Annotated in this window: 31 protein-coding genes; 1 reads left to right on the forward strand and 30 read right to left on the reverse strand. The window is 50.1% G+C overall.

What is annotated here, in order from left to right; translation table 11 throughout:
* Positions 1 to 102: 102 nt before the first annotated feature.
* From rplQ to rpsJ, 28 genes are all read right to left on the reverse strand, one after another.
* On the reverse strand, positions 103 to 486 hold the full coding sequence (gene rplQ / locus D9738_RS23360; protein WP_001216368.1) for a 50S ribosomal protein L17: 384 nt from the start codon (positions 484 to 486) through the stop codon (positions 103 to 105).
* Between the two features lie 40 nt (positions 487 to 526).
* Complete coding sequence (rpoA, locus tag D9738_RS23365) at positions 527 to 1,516, reverse strand: DNA-directed RNA polymerase subunit alpha (RefSeq protein ID WP_001162094.1); 990 nt, start codon at positions 1,514 to 1,516, stop codon at positions 527 to 529.
* 25 nt (positions 1,517 to 1,541) lie between these two features.
* A complete protein-coding gene (rpsD, locus tag D9738_RS23370; RefSeq protein ID WP_000135224.1) occupies positions 1,542 to 2,162 on the reverse strand; it encodes a 30S ribosomal protein S4 in 621 nt (206 codons plus the stop codon).
* Positions 2,163 to 2,195: 33 nt separating this feature from the next.
* Positions 2,196 to 2,585, reverse strand: a complete 390-nt coding sequence (gene rpsK, locus D9738_RS23375; RefSeq protein ID WP_001029684.1) for a 30S ribosomal protein S11 — start codon at positions 2,583 to 2,585, stop codon at positions 2,196 to 2,198.
* 16 nt (positions 2,586 to 2,601) lie between these two features.
* Positions 2,602 to 2,958, reverse strand: coding sequence for a 30S ribosomal protein S13 (gene rpsM / locus D9738_RS23380; RefSeq protein ID WP_000090775.1), 357 nt, complete (start codon positions 2,956 to 2,958; stop codon positions 2,602 to 2,604).
* A 146-nt stretch (positions 2,959 to 3,104) separates the two neighbouring features.
* Positions 3,105 to 3,221, reverse strand: a complete 117-nt coding sequence (gene rpmJ, locus D9738_RS23385; RefSeq protein WP_000868187.1) for a 50S ribosomal protein L36 — start codon at positions 3,219 to 3,221, stop codon at positions 3,105 to 3,107.
* Positions 3,222 to 3,252: 31 nt separating this feature from the next.
* Positions 3,253 to 4,584 carry a preprotein translocase subunit SecY gene (gene secY, locus D9738_RS23390; protein ID WP_001118861.1) on the reverse strand — a complete coding sequence of 444 codons (1,332 nt, stop codon included), beginning with the start codon at positions 4,582 to 4,584 and terminating at the stop codon, positions 3,253 to 3,255.
* Between the two features lie 7 nt (positions 4,585 to 4,591).
* The gene (rplO, locus tag D9738_RS23395) at positions 4,592 to 5,026 is read right to left on the reverse strand and encodes a 50S ribosomal protein L15 (RefSeq protein ID WP_001238917.1); all 435 of its coding nucleotides are present in this window, start codon (positions 5,024 to 5,026) and stop codon (positions 4,592 to 4,594) included.
* Positions 5,027 to 5,029: 3 nt separating this feature from the next.
* Positions 5,030 to 5,209, reverse strand: a complete 180-nt coding sequence (gene rpmD, locus D9738_RS23400; RefSeq protein WP_001140433.1) for a 50S ribosomal protein L30 — start codon at positions 5,207 to 5,209, stop codon at positions 5,030 to 5,032.
* 3 nt (positions 5,210 to 5,212) lie between these two features.
* On the reverse strand, positions 5,213 to 5,716 hold the full coding sequence (rpsE, locus tag D9738_RS23405; protein WP_000940121.1) for a 30S ribosomal protein S5: 504 nt from the start codon (positions 5,714 to 5,716) through the stop codon (positions 5,213 to 5,215).
* A gap of 14 nt (positions 5,717 to 5,730) precedes the next feature.
* Complete coding sequence (rplR, locus tag D9738_RS23410) at positions 5,731 to 6,084, reverse strand: 50S ribosomal protein L18 (protein WP_000358960.1); 354 nt, start codon at positions 6,082 to 6,084, stop codon at positions 5,731 to 5,733.
* A gap of 9 nt (positions 6,085 to 6,093) precedes the next feature.
* Positions 6,094 to 6,627 carry a 50S ribosomal protein L6 gene (gene rplF / locus D9738_RS23415; protein ID WP_064524927.1) on the reverse strand — a complete coding sequence of 178 codons (534 nt, stop codon included), beginning with the start codon at positions 6,625 to 6,627 and terminating at the stop codon, positions 6,094 to 6,096.
* Between the two features lie 12 nt (positions 6,628 to 6,639).
* Entirely contained in the window at positions 6,640 to 7,032 is a 393-nt protein-coding gene (rpsH, locus tag D9738_RS23420; protein WP_000062611.1) for a 30S ribosomal protein S8, read from the reverse strand.
* A 33-nt stretch (positions 7,033 to 7,065) separates the two neighbouring features.
* Positions 7,066 to 7,371 (reverse strand): 30S ribosomal protein S14, encoded by a 306-nt coding sequence (rpsN, locus tag D9738_RS23425; protein WP_001118930.1) that lies wholly within the window; start codon positions 7,369 to 7,371, stop codon positions 7,066 to 7,068.
* 14 nt (positions 7,372 to 7,385) lie between these two features.
* Positions 7,386 to 7,925, reverse strand: a complete 540-nt coding sequence (gene rplE, locus D9738_RS23430) for a 50S ribosomal protein L5 (protein ID WP_001096200.1) — start codon at positions 7,923 to 7,925, stop codon at positions 7,386 to 7,388.
* A 14-nt stretch (positions 7,926 to 7,939) separates the two neighbouring features.
* Positions 7,940 to 8,254, reverse strand: coding sequence for a 50S ribosomal protein L24 (gene rplX / locus D9738_RS23435; RefSeq protein WP_000729185.1), 315 nt, complete (start codon positions 8,252 to 8,254; stop codon positions 7,940 to 7,942).
* A 10-nt stretch (positions 8,255 to 8,264) separates the two neighbouring features.
* The gene (rplN, locus tag D9738_RS23440; protein WP_000613955.1) at positions 8,265 to 8,636 is read right to left on the reverse strand and encodes a 50S ribosomal protein L14; all 372 of its coding nucleotides are present in this window, start codon (positions 8,634 to 8,636) and stop codon (positions 8,265 to 8,267) included.
* A 164-nt stretch (positions 8,637 to 8,800) separates the two neighbouring features.
* Positions 8,801 to 9,055 (reverse strand): 30S ribosomal protein S17, encoded by a 255-nt coding sequence (rpsQ, locus tag D9738_RS23445; RefSeq protein WP_000130100.1) that lies wholly within the window; start codon positions 9,053 to 9,055, stop codon positions 8,801 to 8,803.
* The gene (gene rpmC / locus D9738_RS23450; protein ID WP_000644741.1) at positions 9,055 to 9,246 is read right to left on the reverse strand and encodes a 50S ribosomal protein L29; all 192 of its coding nucleotides are present in this window, start codon (positions 9,244 to 9,246) and stop codon (positions 9,055 to 9,057) included. The genes rpsQ and rpmC overlap by 1 nt, the downstream gene beginning before the upstream one ends.
* Entirely contained in the window at positions 9,246 to 9,656 is a 411-nt protein-coding gene (gene rplP / locus D9738_RS23455) for a 50S ribosomal protein L16 (RefSeq protein WP_000941212.1), read from the reverse strand. The genes rpmC and rplP overlap by 1 nt, the downstream gene beginning before the upstream one ends.
* A 12-nt stretch (positions 9,657 to 9,668) precedes the next feature.
* Positions 9,669 to 10,370: a 30S ribosomal protein S3 gene (gene rpsC, locus D9738_RS23460; RefSeq protein WP_000529945.1), complete on the reverse strand. Its 702-nt coding sequence runs from the start codon at positions 10,368 to 10,370 to the stop codon at positions 9,669 to 9,671.
* Between the two features lie 17 nt (positions 10,371 to 10,387).
* Positions 10,388 to 10,720, reverse strand: coding sequence for a 50S ribosomal protein L22 (gene rplV / locus D9738_RS23465; RefSeq protein ID WP_000447529.1), 333 nt, complete (start codon positions 10,718 to 10,720; stop codon positions 10,388 to 10,390).
* A 14-nt stretch (positions 10,721 to 10,734) separates the two neighbouring features.
* Positions 10,735 to 11,013, reverse strand: coding sequence for a 30S ribosomal protein S19 (gene rpsS, locus D9738_RS23470; protein ID WP_001138117.1), 279 nt, complete (start codon positions 11,011 to 11,013; stop codon positions 10,735 to 10,737).
* A gap of 16 nt (positions 11,014 to 11,029) precedes the next feature.
* Positions 11,030 to 11,851, reverse strand: a complete 822-nt coding sequence (gene rplB, locus D9738_RS23475) for a 50S ribosomal protein L2 (RefSeq protein WP_000301864.1) — start codon at positions 11,849 to 11,851, stop codon at positions 11,030 to 11,032.
* A gap of 17 nt (positions 11,852 to 11,868) precedes the next feature.
* Positions 11,869 to 12,171, reverse strand: coding sequence for a 50S ribosomal protein L23 (rplW, locus tag D9738_RS23480; RefSeq protein WP_000617544.1), 303 nt, complete (start codon positions 12,169 to 12,171; stop codon positions 11,869 to 11,871).
* Positions 12,168 to 12,773 carry a 50S ribosomal protein L4 gene (gene rplD / locus D9738_RS23485; protein WP_000424395.1) on the reverse strand — a complete coding sequence of 202 codons (606 nt, stop codon included), beginning with the start codon at positions 12,771 to 12,773 and terminating at the stop codon, positions 12,168 to 12,170. The genes rplW and rplD overlap by 4 nt, the downstream gene beginning before the upstream one ends.
* A gap of 10 nt (positions 12,774 to 12,783) precedes the next feature.
* Positions 12,784 to 13,413 carry a 50S ribosomal protein L3 gene (gene rplC, locus D9738_RS23490; RefSeq protein WP_000579833.1) on the reverse strand — a complete coding sequence of 210 codons (630 nt, stop codon included), beginning with the start codon at positions 13,411 to 13,413 and terminating at the stop codon, positions 12,784 to 12,786.
* Between the two features lie 32 nt (positions 13,414 to 13,445).
* Entirely contained in the window at positions 13,446 to 13,757 is a 312-nt protein-coding gene (rpsJ, locus tag D9738_RS23495; RefSeq protein ID WP_001181004.1) for a 30S ribosomal protein S10, read from the reverse strand.
* 378 nt (positions 13,758 to 14,135) lie between these two features.
* Between rpsJ and D9738_RS23500 the strand changes: the two genes are divergently transcribed.
* Entirely contained in the window at positions 14,136 to 14,603 is a 468-nt protein-coding gene (locus tag D9738_RS23500) for an A24 family peptidase (protein ID WP_130222942.1), read from the forward strand.
* Here D9738_RS23500 and bfr read toward each other — a convergent pair.
* Positions 14,600 to 15,076 carry a bacterioferritin gene (gene bfr, locus D9738_RS23505; protein WP_000675515.1) on the reverse strand — a complete coding sequence of 159 codons (477 nt, stop codon included), beginning with the start codon at positions 15,074 to 15,076 and terminating at the stop codon, positions 14,600 to 14,602. The genes D9738_RS23500 and bfr overlap by 4 nt on opposite strands.
* 72 nt (positions 15,077 to 15,148) lie before the next feature.
* The gene (gene bfd / locus D9738_RS23510) at positions 15,149 to 15,343 is read right to left on the reverse strand and encodes a bacterioferritin-associated ferredoxin (RefSeq protein WP_000289090.1); all 195 of its coding nucleotides are present in this window, start codon (positions 15,341 to 15,343) and stop codon (positions 15,149 to 15,151) included.
* Between the last annotated feature and the right edge of the window lie 233 nt (positions 15,344 to 15,576).

Here is a 15,576-nt window from a genome sequence, read left to right on the forward strand (position 1 = left end):
ACTCCAGGGGATGAACAAAAAGAGTACAGCTATTGTAGATAAGTGGGGATACTACAGATATAAAAAAACCCGCCGGGGCGGGTTTTTTTACGTTGCTTCAGATTACTCTGCAGCAGCTTCTGCTTTCTCTGAACGATCAACCAGCTCGATGTAAGCCATCGGCGCGTTGTCGCCTGCACGGAAGCCACACTTCAGAATACGAGTGTAACCACCGGCACGGCTCGCGAAACGCGGGCCCAGTTCGTTAAACAGTTTTGCCACGATCTCGTTATCACGAGTACGGGCGAATGCCAGACGACGATTAGCAACGCTATCAGTCTTGGCAAGAGTAATCAGCGGCTCAACTACGCGGCGCAGCTCTTTCGCTTTAGGCAGAGTCGTCTTGATGATTTCATGACGAACCAGTGAACCTGCCATATTGCGGAACATAGCCTGGCGATGGCTGCTGTTGCGGTTCAGTTGACGACCACTCTTACGATGGCGCATGACCTTATCCTTCTCAGTAAAACCTTAACCTGTGATCCGGTTACTCGTCAGCGATGCTTGCCGGTGGCCAGTTTTCCAGGCGCATACCCAGAGACAGTCCACGGGAAGCCAGCACGTCTTTAATCTCAGTAAGAGATTTTTTACCAAGGTTAGGCGTTTTAAGGAGCTCAACCTCGGTACGTTGTACCAGATCACCGATATAGTGGATAGCTTCTGCTTTAAGGCAGTTAGCAGAGCGGACAGTCAATTCCAGATCGTCAACAGGGCGCAGCAGGATCGGATCGAACTCTGGTTTCTCTTCTTTCACTTCCGGCTGACGTACATCACGTAAGTCAACGAAAGCTTCCAGTTGTTCAGCCAGAATGGTTGCCGCACGACGAATCGCCTCTTCAGGATCGATTGTGCCGTTGGTTTCCATTTCGATGACCAGCTTGTCCAGGTCGGTACGCTGTTCTACACGCGCTGCTTCAACATTGTAGGCAATACGCTCTACAGGGCTGTAGCATGCGTCGACCAGCAGACGGCCGATTGGGCGCTCATCTTCTTCCGAATGAATTCGGGTAGAAGCCGGCACATAACCACGACCGCGCTGAACTTTGATACGCATGCTAATAGACGCGTTCTCATCGGTCAGGTGGCAGATCACGTGCTGCGGCTTGACGATTTCGACATCACCGTCGTGGGTGATATCGGCTGCAGTCACAGGGCCAATGCCAGATTTATTCAAGGTAAGAATAACTTCATCTTTGCCCTGAACTCTCACCGCCAGCCCTTTCAGGTTGAGCAGGATTTCCAGGATATCTTCCTGAACGCCTTCTTTGGTGCTGTACTCATGTAGTACACCATCAATCTCAACCTCGGTCACCGCGCAACCCGGCATCGATGAGAGCAGAATACGGCGCAGTGCGTTACCCAGAGTATGGCCAAAGCCACGCTCTAAAGGCTCAAGGGTCACCTTGGCGTGCGTCGAACTCACTTGCTCGATATCAACCAGGCGCGGTTTTAGAAACTCTGTCACAGAACCCTGCATTGTGTCCTCTCTTTGGTACTAAGCTTTACTTGGAGTAAAGCTCGACGATCAGGTGTTCGTTAATGTCCGCAGACAGATCAGAACGCTCCGGCTTACGCTTAAACGTACCTTCCATCTTGCCAGCATCAACTTCCAGCCAGGTTGGCTTTTCACGCTGCTCAGCCAGCTCCAGAGCGGCTTTCACGCGAGACTGCTTCTTCGCTTTCTCACGAATGCTTACAACGTCATTCGGACTAACCTGATAAGAAGCGATGTTAACAACACGACCGTTTACCATAATTGCTTTATGGCTAACCAGCTGGCGTGCTTCTGCACGAGTGGCACCGAAGCCCATACGGTATACAACGTTGTCCAGACGACCTTCCAGCAGAGCCAACAGGTTTTCACCGGTGTTGCCTTTCAGACGTGCTGCTTCTTTGTAGTAGTTACGGAACTGACGCTCCAGCACACCATAGATACGGCGAACTTTTTGCTTTTCACGCAACTGCACACCATAGTCAGACAGACGCGGTTTACGCGCACCGTGCTGGCCAGGAGCTTGTTCAATTTTACACTTGGTATCGATCGCGCGAACGCCAGACTTAAGGAATAAGTCGGTGCCCTCACGACGGCTCAGCTTGAGCTTAGGACCCAAATATCTTGCCATTTTCTTTCTCCAACAAACCTGGAAAACGAAGCGTTATACGCGACGTTTTTTCGGCGGACGACAACCGTTATGAGGGATCGGAGTCACATCAGTAATGTTAGTGATGCGGAAACCTGCGGCGTTCAGAGCACGAATAGTAGATTCGCGGCCTGGACCCGGACCTTTAACCATAACTTCCAGATTCTTGATGCCGTATTCTTTCACGGCGTCAGCGCAACGCTCTGCTGCAACCTGAGCTGCAAACGGAGTGGATTTGCGAGAACCACGGAAACCGGAACCACCGGCTGTTGCCCAACCCAACGCGTTACCCTGACGATCAGTGATAGTCACGATGGTGTTGTTGAAAGAAGCATGGATATGAGCCACGCCGTCAGAGACTTGTTTTCTTACACGTTTACGTGCACGAATTGGTGCCTTTGCCATTATTCAATCACCCCGATTATTTCTTGATCGGTTTGCGCGGACCCTTACGGGTACGTGCGTTGGTCTTGGTACGCTGACCGCGAACCGGTAGACCACGACGATGACGCAAACCGCGATAGCAACCAAGATCCATCAGGCGCTTGATGCTCATGCTGATTTCACGGCGCAGATCACCTTCAACGACAAATTTGGCAACTTCGTCACGCAGCGTGTCGATTTGTCCTTCAGACAGCTCACTGATCTTAACATCTTCAGCGATACCCGCTGCAGCCAGGATGGCTTTAGAACGGGTCTTGCCGACGCCATAAATCGAAGTTAATGCGATTACGGCATGCTTATGATCAGGAATGTTAATGCCTGCTATACGGGCCACTATGCACTCCTACTATTTAATATGTACGTTCCATGCTGAAAAGCCCGTTTTCAGGATACTCAAATGGAAACGCACAGACATACAAAAGATTGGCTGGCTAATCTAGCCAGCTCAACCCAACTTTGCAAGAAAAATATGCGAATAAATCAGCCTTGGCGCTGTTTATGCTTCGGCTCGGCACTGCAAATCACACGGATGACACCATCACGCTTAACGATTTTGCAGTTACGGCATAATTTCTTGACGGAAGCACGAACTTTCATTTTTACTCTCCGTAACTTCTCGGGCGACCAATTATCGGCCGTAGCCTTTCAGGTTCGCCTTCTTCAATGCAGACTCATACTGACTGGACATCATCAGAGTTTGCACTTGAGCCATAAAGTCCATAATCACGACAACAACGATAAGCAGTGAGGTCCCACCGAAGTAGAACGGTACTTTCATTGCATCACGCATGAACTCCGGGATCAGGCAGATAAAGGTAATGTACAGCGCACCAACCAAGGTCAGGCGGGTCATTACTTTATCGATATACTTCGCCGTTTGCTCTCCCGGACGAATTCCTGGTACAAATGCACCGGACTTCTTCAGGTTATCTGCTGTTTCACGCGGGTTGAAAACCAACGCCGTGTAGAAGAAACAGAAGAAGATGATTGCAGACGCATAGAGTAACACATAAAGCGGTTGCCCAGGCTGCAAATACAGCGAAATTGTTGTCAGCCAGTTCCAACCAGTACCGCCCCCGAACCATGACGCGATGGTAGCCGGGAACAGAATAATACTGGAAGCGAAGATTGCCGGGATTACCCCCGCCATATTCACTTTCAGCGGTAAATGTGTGCTCTGTGCAGCATAGACACGACGACCTTGCTGACGTTTTGCGTAGTTTACCACAATGCGGCGTTGACCACGCTCAACAAATACAACAAAGAACGTCACTGCAAATACTAATACTGCAACCAACAGCAACACGAGGAAGTGCAGGTCGCCTTGACGCGCTTGCTCGATAGTATGGGCAATGGCTGGCGGGAGTCCCGCGACAATACCGGCGAAGATAATGATTGAAATACCGTTGCCGATACCTCGTTCAGTGATCTGTTCGCCCAACCACATCAGGAACATCGTTCCTGTGACCAGACTTACAACAGCGGTGAAGTAGAATGCAAAGCCCGGGTTAATAACCAGGCCTTGCATACCAGGCATATTCGGCAGACCGGTAGCAATACCGATTGACTGGAATATTGCCAGCACCAGAGTACCGTAACGGGTGTACTGGCTGATCTTACGACGACCAGACTCCCCTTCTTTCTTAATTTCTGCCAACGTCGGGTGAACCACCGTCAGCAGCTGGATAATGATCGACGCCGAAATATACGGCATGATCCCCAGAGCAAAGATAGAAGCACGGCTGAGAGCACCACCAGAGAACATGTTAAACATCTCAATGATGGTGCCTCGCTGTTGCTCAAGCAGTTTGGCAAGTACAGCGGCATCAATACCAGGGATCGGAATAAAAGAGCCAATACGGAACACAATCAGCGCACCGATAACAAACAGCAGTCTGCGTTTCAGCTCGCCTAAGCCACCTTTGGCACTTTGAAAATCTAATCCCGGTTGTTTAGCCATCTGCTACTTATTCCTCGATTTTACCGCCAGCAGCTTCGATAGCAGCACGAGCGCCTTTAGTAACACGCAGGCCACGAACAGTTACCGGAGTAGTTACTTCGCCAGCCAGGATCACTTTCGCGAACTCGATCTGGATACCGATAATGTTAGCCGCTTTCAGCGTGTTCAGGTCTACAACACCGCCTTCTACTTTAGCCAGGTCAGACAGACGAACTTCGGCTGTAATCGCTGCTTTACGAGAAGTGAAGCCGAATTTCGGCAGACGACGGTACAGAGGCATCTGACCACCCTCGAAACCGCGACGTACGCCACCGCCAGAACGAGATTTCTGACCTTTGTGACCACGACCACCGGTTTTACCGAGGCCAGAACCGATACCACGACCCAGGCGTTTACCCGCCTTTTTGGAGCCTTCGGCCGGAGACAGAGTATTTAAACGCATCTCTTACTCCTCAACTTTAACCATGAAGGAAACCGCGTTGATCATACCGCGAATAGCAGGAGTATCCTCGCGCTCTACGGTGTGACCAATACGACGCAGACCCAGGCCAAGCAGCGTTGCCTTGTGTTTCGGCAGACGACCGATTGCACTGCGGGTTTGAGTAATTTTAATAGTCTTTGCCATGGTTTATTTCCCCAGAATTTCTTCAACGGATTTACCACGCTTGGCAGCGACCATTTCTGGAGAATTCATATTTTCCAGGCCATCGATAGTTGCACGAACCACGTTAATCGGGTTGGTGGAACCATATGCTTTAGCCAGAACGTTATGAACCCCAGCGACTTCCAGAACGGCGCGCATTGCACCACCGGCGATGATACCGGTACCTTCGGAAGCCGGCTGCATGAATACGCGAGAACCCGTATGAACACCTTTAACAGGGTGTTGCAGAGTGCCGTTATTCAGCGCGACGTTAATCATATTGCGACGGGCTTTTTCCATCGCTTTCTGGATCGCTGCTGGAACTTCACGCGCTTTACCGTAACCAAAACCAACGCGACCGTTACCATCGCCAACTACAGTCAGAGCTGTGAAGGAGAAAATACGACCACCTTTAACGGTTTTAGATACGCGGTTTACCGCGATCAGCTTTTCCTGCAGTTCGCCAGCTTGTTTTTCGATGTGAGCCATCTTACACCTCTACCTTAGAACTGAAGGCCAGCTTCACGGGCAGCATCTGCCAGTGCCTGGACACGACCATGATATTGGAACCCGGAACGGTCAAAGGATACATCTTTGATGCCTTTTTCCAGAGCGCGTTCAGCGACAGCTTTACCCACAGCTGCAGCCGCGTCTTTGTTACCGGTGTACTTCAGTTGTTCAGCGATAGCTTTTTCTACAGTAGAAGCAGCTACCAGAACTTCAGAACCGTTCGGTGCAATTACCTGTGCGTAAATGTGACGCGGGGTACGATGTACCACCAGGCGAGTTGCGCCCAGCTCCTGGAGCTTGCGGCGTGCGCGGGTCGCACGACGGATACGAGCAGATTTCTTATCCATAGTGTTACCTTACTTCTTCTTAGCCTCTTTGGTACGCACGACTTCGTCGGCGTAACGAACACCCTTGCCTTTGTAAGGCTCAGGACGACGGTAGGCGCGCAGATCCGCTGCAACCTGGCCGATCATCTGCTTATCAGCGCCTTTCAGCACGATTTCAGTCTGAGTCGGACATTCAGCAGTGATACCCGCAGGCAGCTGATGGTCAACAGGATGAGAGAAACCCAGAGACAGGTTAATCACATTGCCTTTAACCGCTGCACGGTAACCTACACCAACCAGCTGCAGCTTCTTAGTGAAGCCTTCGGTAACACCGATAACCATTGAGTTCAGCAGGGCACGCGCGGTACCAGCCTGAGCCCAACCGTCTGCGTAACCATCACGCGGACCGAAGGTCAGGGTATTATCTGCATGTTTAACTTCAACAGCATCGTTGAGAGTACGAGTCAGCTCGCCGTTTTTACCTTTGATCGTAATAACCTGACCGTTGATTTTTACATCAACGCCGGCAGGAACAACGACCGGTGCTTTAGCAACACGAGACATTTTTTCCTCCGATTAGGCTACGTAGCAGATAATTTCGCCACCAAGACCAGCCTGGCGCGCTGCACGATCAGTCATAACACCTTTAGAGGTAGAAACAACTGCGATACCCAGACCCGCCATAACTTTCGGCAGCTCATCTTTACGTTTATAGATGCGCAGACCTGGGCGGCTGACACGCTGAATGCTTTCTACAACAGCTTTGCCCTGGAAATACTTCAGAGTAAGTTCCAGTTCAGGCTTGGTGTCGCCTTCAACTTTAAAATCTTCAATAAAACCTTCTTCCTTCAGCACGTTGGCGATTGCCACTTTCAGCTTGGAGGAAGGCATGGTGACCGCAGCTTTGTTCGCGGCCTGACCGTTACGGATACGGGTCAGCATATCCGCGATCGGATCTTGCATGCTCATCTGTCTTTACTCCCGTGATTCAATTGGTGACAATTACCAGCTAGCCTTTTTCAGACCCGGGATTTCACCGCGCATAGCGGCTTCACGGACCTTAATACGGCTCAACCCGAACTTCCGCAGGAAACCATGCGGACGACCTGTTTGACGGCAGCGGTTACGCTGACGAGACGGGCTGGAATCACGCGGCAGAGTCTGCAGCTTGAGAACAGCATTCCAACGATCTTCGTCGGAAGCGTTCACATCAGAGATGATCGCTTTCAGTTCAGCGCGTTTCGCGAAGTATTTATCAGCTAAAGCTACGCGTTTTACTTCGCGTGCTTTCATTGATTGCTTAGCCATTTAGTAACCCTACCTTACTTGCGGAACGGGAAGTCAAAGGCAGCCAGCAGAGCACGGCCTTCTTCGTCAGATTTCGCAGTAGTGGTAATGGTAATATCCAAACCACGAACGCGGTCGACTTTATCGTAGTCGATTTCTGGGAAGATGATCTGCTCACGGACACCCATGCTGTAATTACCACGACCGTCGAAAGACTTAGCGGACAAGCCACGGAAGTCACGGATACGCGGTACAGCAATAGTGATCAGGCGCTCAAAGAACTCCCACATGCGTTCGCCACGCAGAGTTACTTTACAGCCGATCGGATAGCCCTGACGGATTTTGAAGCCTGCAACAGATTTGCGTGCTTTGGTGATCAGCGGTTTTTGACCGGAGATTGCTGCCAGGTCTGCTGCTGCGTTATCCAGCAGTTTTTTGTCAGCGATCGCTTCACCAACACCCATGTTCAGGGTGATCTTCTCGACCCGAGGGACTTGCATGACAGAATTGTAGTTAAACTCAGTCATGAGTTTTTTAACTACTTCGTCTTTGTAGTAATCATGCAGTTTCGCCATCGTACTACTCCAAATTACTTGATAGTTTCGCTGTTAGACTTGAAGAAACGGACTTTCTTACCGTCTTCGAATCTAAAGCCTACACGGTCAGCCTTGCCGGTTGCCGCATTGAAGATTGCTACGTTGGAAACCTGAATAGCGGCTTCTTTTTCAACGATGCCACCCGGTTGGTTCAGGGCCGGAACCGGCTTCTGATGTTTCTTAACCAGGTTGATACCTTCAACAATGACCTTGCCGGAAGACAGGACATTCTTAACTTTACCGCGTTTACCTTTATCTTTACCGGTTAACACGATAACTTCGTCATCACGACGGATTTTCGCTGCCATGATTCGCTCCTTAGAGTACTTCTGGTGCCAGAGAGATAATTTTCATGAACTTCTCACTACGAAGCTCACGAGTTACCGGCCCAAAAATACGCGTACCGATAGGCTGCTCGCTGTTGTTGTTCAGAAGAACACAAGCATTACCATCGAAGCGAATGACAGAACCGTCCGGGCGACGAACACCCTTCTTGGTGCGCACCACTACCGCCTTCAGCACATCACCTTTTTTGACCTTACCACGCGGAATTGCTTCTTTGATGGTGATCTTGATGATGTCGCCTACGCCTGCGTAGCGACGGTGCGAGCCACCCAGAACCTTGATACACATTACGCGACGTGCACCGGAGTTGTCGGCGACGTTCAGCATAGTCTGTTCTTGGATCATTTTAGTGCTCCGCTAATGTCAACTACTACTGAGACCCGAAAATCAGGTCGTTAAAAATCCCCATATCGAGGGCGCGGCATTATAACACCGCTTCAAGGATATGGGTAGAAAAAATAAACGGCTCATTTCTGAGCCGTTTATTCGTATCGAGAGAGTGTACTGTATTACAGAACCGCTTTCTCTACAACGCGAACCAGCGTCCAGGATTTAGTCTTGGACAGCGGACGGCATTCGCGGATTTCAACCACGTCACCGATACCGCATTCGTTGTTCTCGTCATGTACGTGCAGTTTGGTCGTACGCTTGATGAATTTACCGTAGATCGGGTGTTTCACAAAACGTTCGATAGCAACAACAATGGATTTCTCCATTTTGTCGCTAACAACGCGACCTTGCAGAGTACGGATTTTATCGGTCATTACGCACCCGCCTTCTCGTTCAGTAAAGTCTTAACGCGTGCGACATCGCGACGCACTTGCTTCAACAGGTGAGACTGTTGCAGCTGGCCACTTGCAGCCTGCATACGCAGGTTGAACTGCTCACGCAGCAAGTTCAGCAGCTCGGTGTTCAGCTCTTCAACGCTCTTCTCACGCAGCTCTTTTGCTTTCATTACATCACCGTCTTAGTTACAAAGGTGGTTTTAATCGGCAGTTTCGCTGCTGCCAGCTTGAATGCTTCACGGGCCAGCTCTTCCGGAACACCGTCCATTTCATACAGGACTTTACCCGGCTGAATCAAGGCAACCCAATACTCCACGTTACCTTTACCTTTACCCATACGCACTGCCAGCGGCTTTTCAGTGATCGGTTTGTCCGGGAACACACGGATCCAGATCTTACCTTGACGCTTAACTGCACGGGTCATAGCACGACGTGCTGCTTCGATCTGACGTGCAGTCAGACGACCACGGCCAACAGCTTTCAGACCGAAGCTGCCGAAGCTAACATCCGTACCCTGCGCCAGACCGCGGTTACGGCCTTTGTGCATTTTACGGAATTTTGTACGCTTTGGTTGTAACATCAGCGACGCTCCTTATTTACGGCCTTTACGCTGCTGCTTTTTAGGCTGAGCAGCCGGTTTTTCCGGTTGTTCAACAGCAGCCATACCACCCAGGATCTCGCCTTTGAAGATCCACACTTTAACGCCGATTACACCGTAAGTGGTGTGCGCTTCAGAGGTGTTGTAGTCGATGTCAGCACGCAGAGTGTGCAGCGGTACGCGACCTTCGCGGTACCATTCGGTACGTGCGATTTCCGCGCCGCCCAGACGGCCGCTAACTTCAACTTTAATACCTTTAGCGCCCAGACGCATTGCGTTCTGTACAGCACGCTTCATAGCACGACGGAACATAACGCGACGTTCCAGCTGAGAAGTGATGCTGTCAGCAACCAGTTTTGCGTCCAGTTCAGGCTTACGAACTTCGGCGATGTTGATCTGTGCAGGAACGCCAGCGATGTCCGCTACGACCTTACGCAGTTTTTCTACGTCTTCACCTTTTTTACCGATAACGATACCCGGGCGAGCAGTGTGAATGGTTACACGAATGCTCTTAGCCGGACGCTCGATAACGATACGAGATACGGACGCTTTAGCCAGTTCCTTTGTCAGGTACTGACGTACTTTAAAATCGCTGTCCAGGTTGTCAGCGAATTCTTTGGTGTTCGCAAACCAGGTAGAGTTCCATGGTTTTACAATACCCAGGCGAATACCATTAGGATGTACTTTCTGACCCATTGCTAGTCTCCAGAGTCTCAGCGATCGGACACAACCACAGTGATGTGGCTGGTGCGCTTCAGGATGCGATCTGCACGACCTTTTGCACGCGGCATAATGCGCTTCATGCTCGGGCCTTCGTCTACGAAAATTTTCGTAACTTTCAGATCGTCAATGTCAGCGCCATCGTTGTGTTCAGCGTTAGCAATGGCAGATTCCAGAACCTTCTTGACCAGTACAGCCGCTTTCTTGTTGGTGTAGGTCAGAATATCCAGAGCCTGCGACACTTTCTTACCGCGAATCAGGTCAGCAACAAGGCGAACCTTCTGAGCAGAAGAACGAGCATGGCGATGTTTAGCGATAGTTTCCATCTCTTCCTCCTACCTTATTTCTTTTTCGCTTTTTTATCAGCAGCGTGGCCGCGATAAGTACGAGTCGGTGCGAATTCACCCAGTTTGTGGCCGACCATTTCGTCGGTTACAAATACCGGAACGTGCTGACGACCATTATGGACAGCGATGGTCAAACCGATCATGTTAGGAAAGATCGTTGAACGACGGGACCAAGTGCGCAGGGGCTTCTTGTCTCCGCTTTCCACCGCTTTCTCTACCTTCTTCAGCAAGTGCAGGTCAATAAAAGGACCTTTCTTGAGAGAACGTGGCATGGCTTATCCTCTAAAATTATTTGCTACGGCGACGTACGATGAATTTATCAGTACGCTTGTTGCTGCGGGTCTTCTTACCTTTAGTCTGAACGCCCCACGGAGTTACCGGGTGCTTACCAAAGTTACGACCTTCACCACCACCATGTGGGTGGTCTACCGGGTTCATCGCGGTACCGCGAACGGTCGGACGAACACCACGCCAGCGTGCAGCACCTGCTTTACCCAGAACGCGCAGCATATGCTCAGCATTGCCAACTTCGCCCAGAGTTGCACGGCAGTCTGCTTCTACTTTACGCATTTCACCAGAACGCAGACGCAGGGTGACATAAGCCCCATCACGAGCAACGATCTGAACGTAAGTACCAGCGGAACGTGCCAGCTGACCGCCTTTACCTGGTTTCATTTCTACGTTGTGAACAGTAGAACCAACCGGGATGTTGCGCATCGGCAGGGTGTTACCTGGTTTGATTGCAGCATCAACGCCAGACTGAATCTGGTCGCCAGCTTTCAGGCCTTTAGGGGCCAGGATGTAACGGCGTTCACCGTCTTTGTACAGAACCAGCGCGATGTTCGCGGAACGGTTCGGATCGTACTCAAGACGTTCAACAACTGCCGGGATACCGTCTTTGTTGCGTTTGAAGTCAACAATACGGTAAGCCTGCTTGTGGCCACCACCGATATGACGAGTGGTGATACGGCCATTGTTGTTACGACCACCGGATTTGCTGTTTTTTTCCAGCAACGGAGCAAAAGGTTTGCCCTTGTGCAGCTCAGGGTTAACCACTTTAACAACGTGGCGACGACCCGGAGATGTCGGTTTACATTTAACAACTGCCATTGTATTACTCCTCCGACTTACTCAGCGCCGCCAACGAAGTCCAGATTCTGGCCTTCTTTCAGGGTGACGTAAGCTTTTTTCCAGTCGCTACGACGACCGATACGCTGTCCGTGACGTTTAACTTTCCCTTTAACTACCAGGGTGTTAACGACTTCGACTTCGACTTCAAACAGTTTCTGCACAGCAGCTTTGATTTCTGCTTTGGTCGCGTCTTTAGCAACTTTGAGTACGATGGTGTTGGATTTTTCCATCGCAGTAGACGCTTTTTCAGAAACGTGCGGTGCACGCAGCACCTTCAGCAGACGTTCTTCACGAATCATGCCAGCATCTCCTCAACTTGCTTAACAGCATCAGCAGTCATTACGACTTTGTCGAAGGCGATCAGGCTAACCGGGTCGATACCAGTTGCATCGCGTACGTCAACCTTGTGCAGGTTGCGCGCAGCCAGGAACAGGTTCTCGTCCAGCTCACCGGTGATGATCAGCACATCTTCCAGAGCCATGTCTTTCAGTTTCTGTGCCAGCAGCTTGGTTTTCGGTGCTTCTACAGAGAACTTCTCGACAACGATCAGACGATCCTGACGTACCAGTTCGGACAGGATGCTTTTCAGCGCGCCGCGGTACATCTTCTTGTTAACTTTTTGACTGTGGTCCTGCGGACGAGCAGCGAAGGTCACGCCACCAGAACGCCAAATCGGGCTCTTGATAGAACCAGAACGCGCACGGCCGGTGCCTTTCTGGCGCCACGGTTTTTTACCGGAACCAGTTACTTCAGCACGAGTCTTCTGAGCACGAGTACCCTGACGAGCACCGGCTGCATAAGCAACAACAACCTGGTGAACCAGCGCTTCGTTGAAATCACGACCGAAGGTAGTTTCGGAAACAGTCAGCGCGCTCTGCGCGTCTTTCAATACTAATTCCATTGCTATCTCCTTACGCCTTCACAGCTGGTTTAACGATCAGGTCGCTACCGGTTGCACCCGGGACAGCACCTTTAACCAGCAGCAGGTTGCGCTCAGCGTCAACGCGTACTACGTCAAGGCTCTGAACGGTTACACGTTCGTTACCCATCTGACCTGCCATTTTCTTGCCTTTGAACACTTTGCCCGGAGTCTGGTTCTGACCGATAGAACCCGGTACGCGGTGAGACAAGGAGTTACCGTGAGTAGCGTCCTGGGTACGGAAGTTCCAGCGCTTAACGGTACCTGCGAAACCTTTACCTTTAGAGGTGCCAGTTACGTCAACTTTTTTAACGTCAGCAAACAGTTCAACGCTAATGCTCTGACCTACAGTGAACTCTTCGCCTTCAGCCAGGCGGAATTCCCACAGACCACGGCCAGCTTCTACGCCAGCTTTAGCGAAGTGGCCAGCTTCAGGCTTGGTCACACGGTTAGCTTTTTTAGCACCGGTGGTTACCTGAATAGCACGGTAGCCATCGTTAGCCAGGTCTTTAACCTGAGTAACGCGGTTTGCTTCAACTTCGATTACGGTTACTGGGATAGAAACGCCGTCTTCTGTGAAGATACGGGTCATACCCACTTTTTTACCGACTAAACCAATCATTGTTTCAACCTCTCAATCGCTCAATGACCTGATTAACCCAGGCTGATCTGCACGTCTACACCGGCAGCCAGATCCAGACGCATCAGAGCATCAACGGTTTTCTCGGTTGGCTCAACGATGTCAACCAGACGCAAGTGAGTACGGATTTCGTACTGATCGCGCGCGTCTTTGTTGACGTGCGGAGAGATCAGAACAGTGAAGCGCTCTTTGCGTGTCGGCAGCGGGATCGGACCACGGACCTGCGCACCAGTGCGCTTGGCAGTCTCGACGATTTCCGCGGTTGCTTGATCGATCAGACGATGATCAAACGCTTTCAGGCGGATACGGATTCTTTGGTTCTGCATGAGACCAGAGCTCCAATTATTTTATAAACGAAAATGATTACTCCTCAGACCCATTACGATTGATGGGAGAGTGTAACCGTTCTTACGTAGCCCCCCGATTGGGAGCATTGTTAGGTAGCCAAATTCGGCTAACTGAGGTTCAGATTGAACCTGCTGTCAACTACGACAAGCCCGCGCATTATACGCAAATCTGAGATTGACGCAAGCATCGGGTAGAAATTAATCGCAACGCACAGATTGCGAGCTGCATTCCACGAAATTTGTAAGGTCGTGAAGATAGCGTTTTTCACCGGAACCAGGTTAACAAATCAGCGATTTCGCTGTTGCTGAGTATCCGGAGTTATTCGATGGTGATACTCCAATTACAGAGGATGTTTTATGGTCGCTACCCTTCCCTTTCTGATTTTGTACGTTTGCTTATCAGTCCTACTTTTTTTCTGGGATGCAAAGCATGGCTTGTTACCTGACAGGTTTACCTGCCCGTTACTCTGGTCAGGTCTTTTGTTCTATCAGGTTTGTCATCCTGACGGTTTAGCCGATGCGTTATGGGGGGCGATTATTGGTTACGGCACATTCGCTGTCATTTACTGGGGATATCGCATACTGCGTCATAAAGAAGGATTAGGCTATGGTGATGTGAAGTTTCTCGCCGCCCTTGGCGCCTGGCATACATGGGCCTTCTTGCCACGGCTGGTTTTCCTTGCCGCCTCATTCGCTTGCGGAGCCGTAGTTATTGGTCTGCTCATGAGAGGAAAAGAATCTTTAAAAAACCCGCTACCTTTTGGGCCATTTCTGGCAGCTGCGGGTTTCATTGTAGGCTGGGATAGTCTGCTGTCAGGCTATTAATCTTTAACTTTAATTTGTGATTGCAGGTAATTTTGTAGGCCGATTTTACCGATGAGATCCAGTTCAGTTTCGAGCCAGTCAATATGACCTTCTTCATCAGCAAGGATCTCGATCATCATATCGCGGCTAACATAGTCATGAACGCTGTCGGCATAAGCGATAGCCTCACGAAGATCCTTCGCACCTTCCAGCTCTAATCGCAGGTCGGATTGCAGCATCTCTTCGACATCTTCACCGATCCCTAGCTTGCCTAAATCCTGTAAGTTAGGGATCCCTTCTAAGAACAAAATACGCTCGATATATTTATCGGCGTGCTTCATCTCATCGATAGATTCATGGTATTCGACATCATTAAGGCGCATCAGGCCCCAGTTTTTAAACATACGGGCATGAAGAAAATACTGATTGATCGCGACAAGCTCATTTCCCAATAGTTTATTGAGATAATTTATGATTTTAACATCACCTTTCATTTTATAGTCCCTCCGCTTCCACTATTAGAGCGTAGATGGGGCTAGCGGGATGTCAAAAAATAAGCGTGAGCTTCAGGCAATCTCTTTAAATTCGGGCATCTGCATCAACTCGTCCTGCATCACTTCGCGTGCGGCGCGAATGCACTTACCGCATTGATTTCCCACAGGAATAAACTTGCGTAATTGTTGGAAAGACTGAGGATGAAACTGACGGACTGCCTGGCGAATTTTTTTGTCACTTACACCATTACACAAACAAACGTACATGATTACTCCCGTTCAAATTCTGCGCAAAGTGTAAATGAGAATAGTTATGATTACAATAGCACAGTTTTATTTGCGCCACAGTTCAGCCAGCGAAATTACGACGAAATATTTCGAACTCAAATTACGGGCAGCAAAAAGGGCGCCTAAGCGCCCTTTTTAATTCAAAACTAATTAACGCGTAATTAGCTCAGAACTTTAGCAACAACGCCCGCACCAACGGTACGGCCGCCTTC

The sequence above is a fragment of the Escherichia sp. E10V5 genome (assembly GCF_004212315.1).
In the GTDB taxonomy this organism is placed as follows: Bacteria; Pseudomonadota; Gammaproteobacteria; order Enterobacterales; family Enterobacteriaceae; genus Escherichia.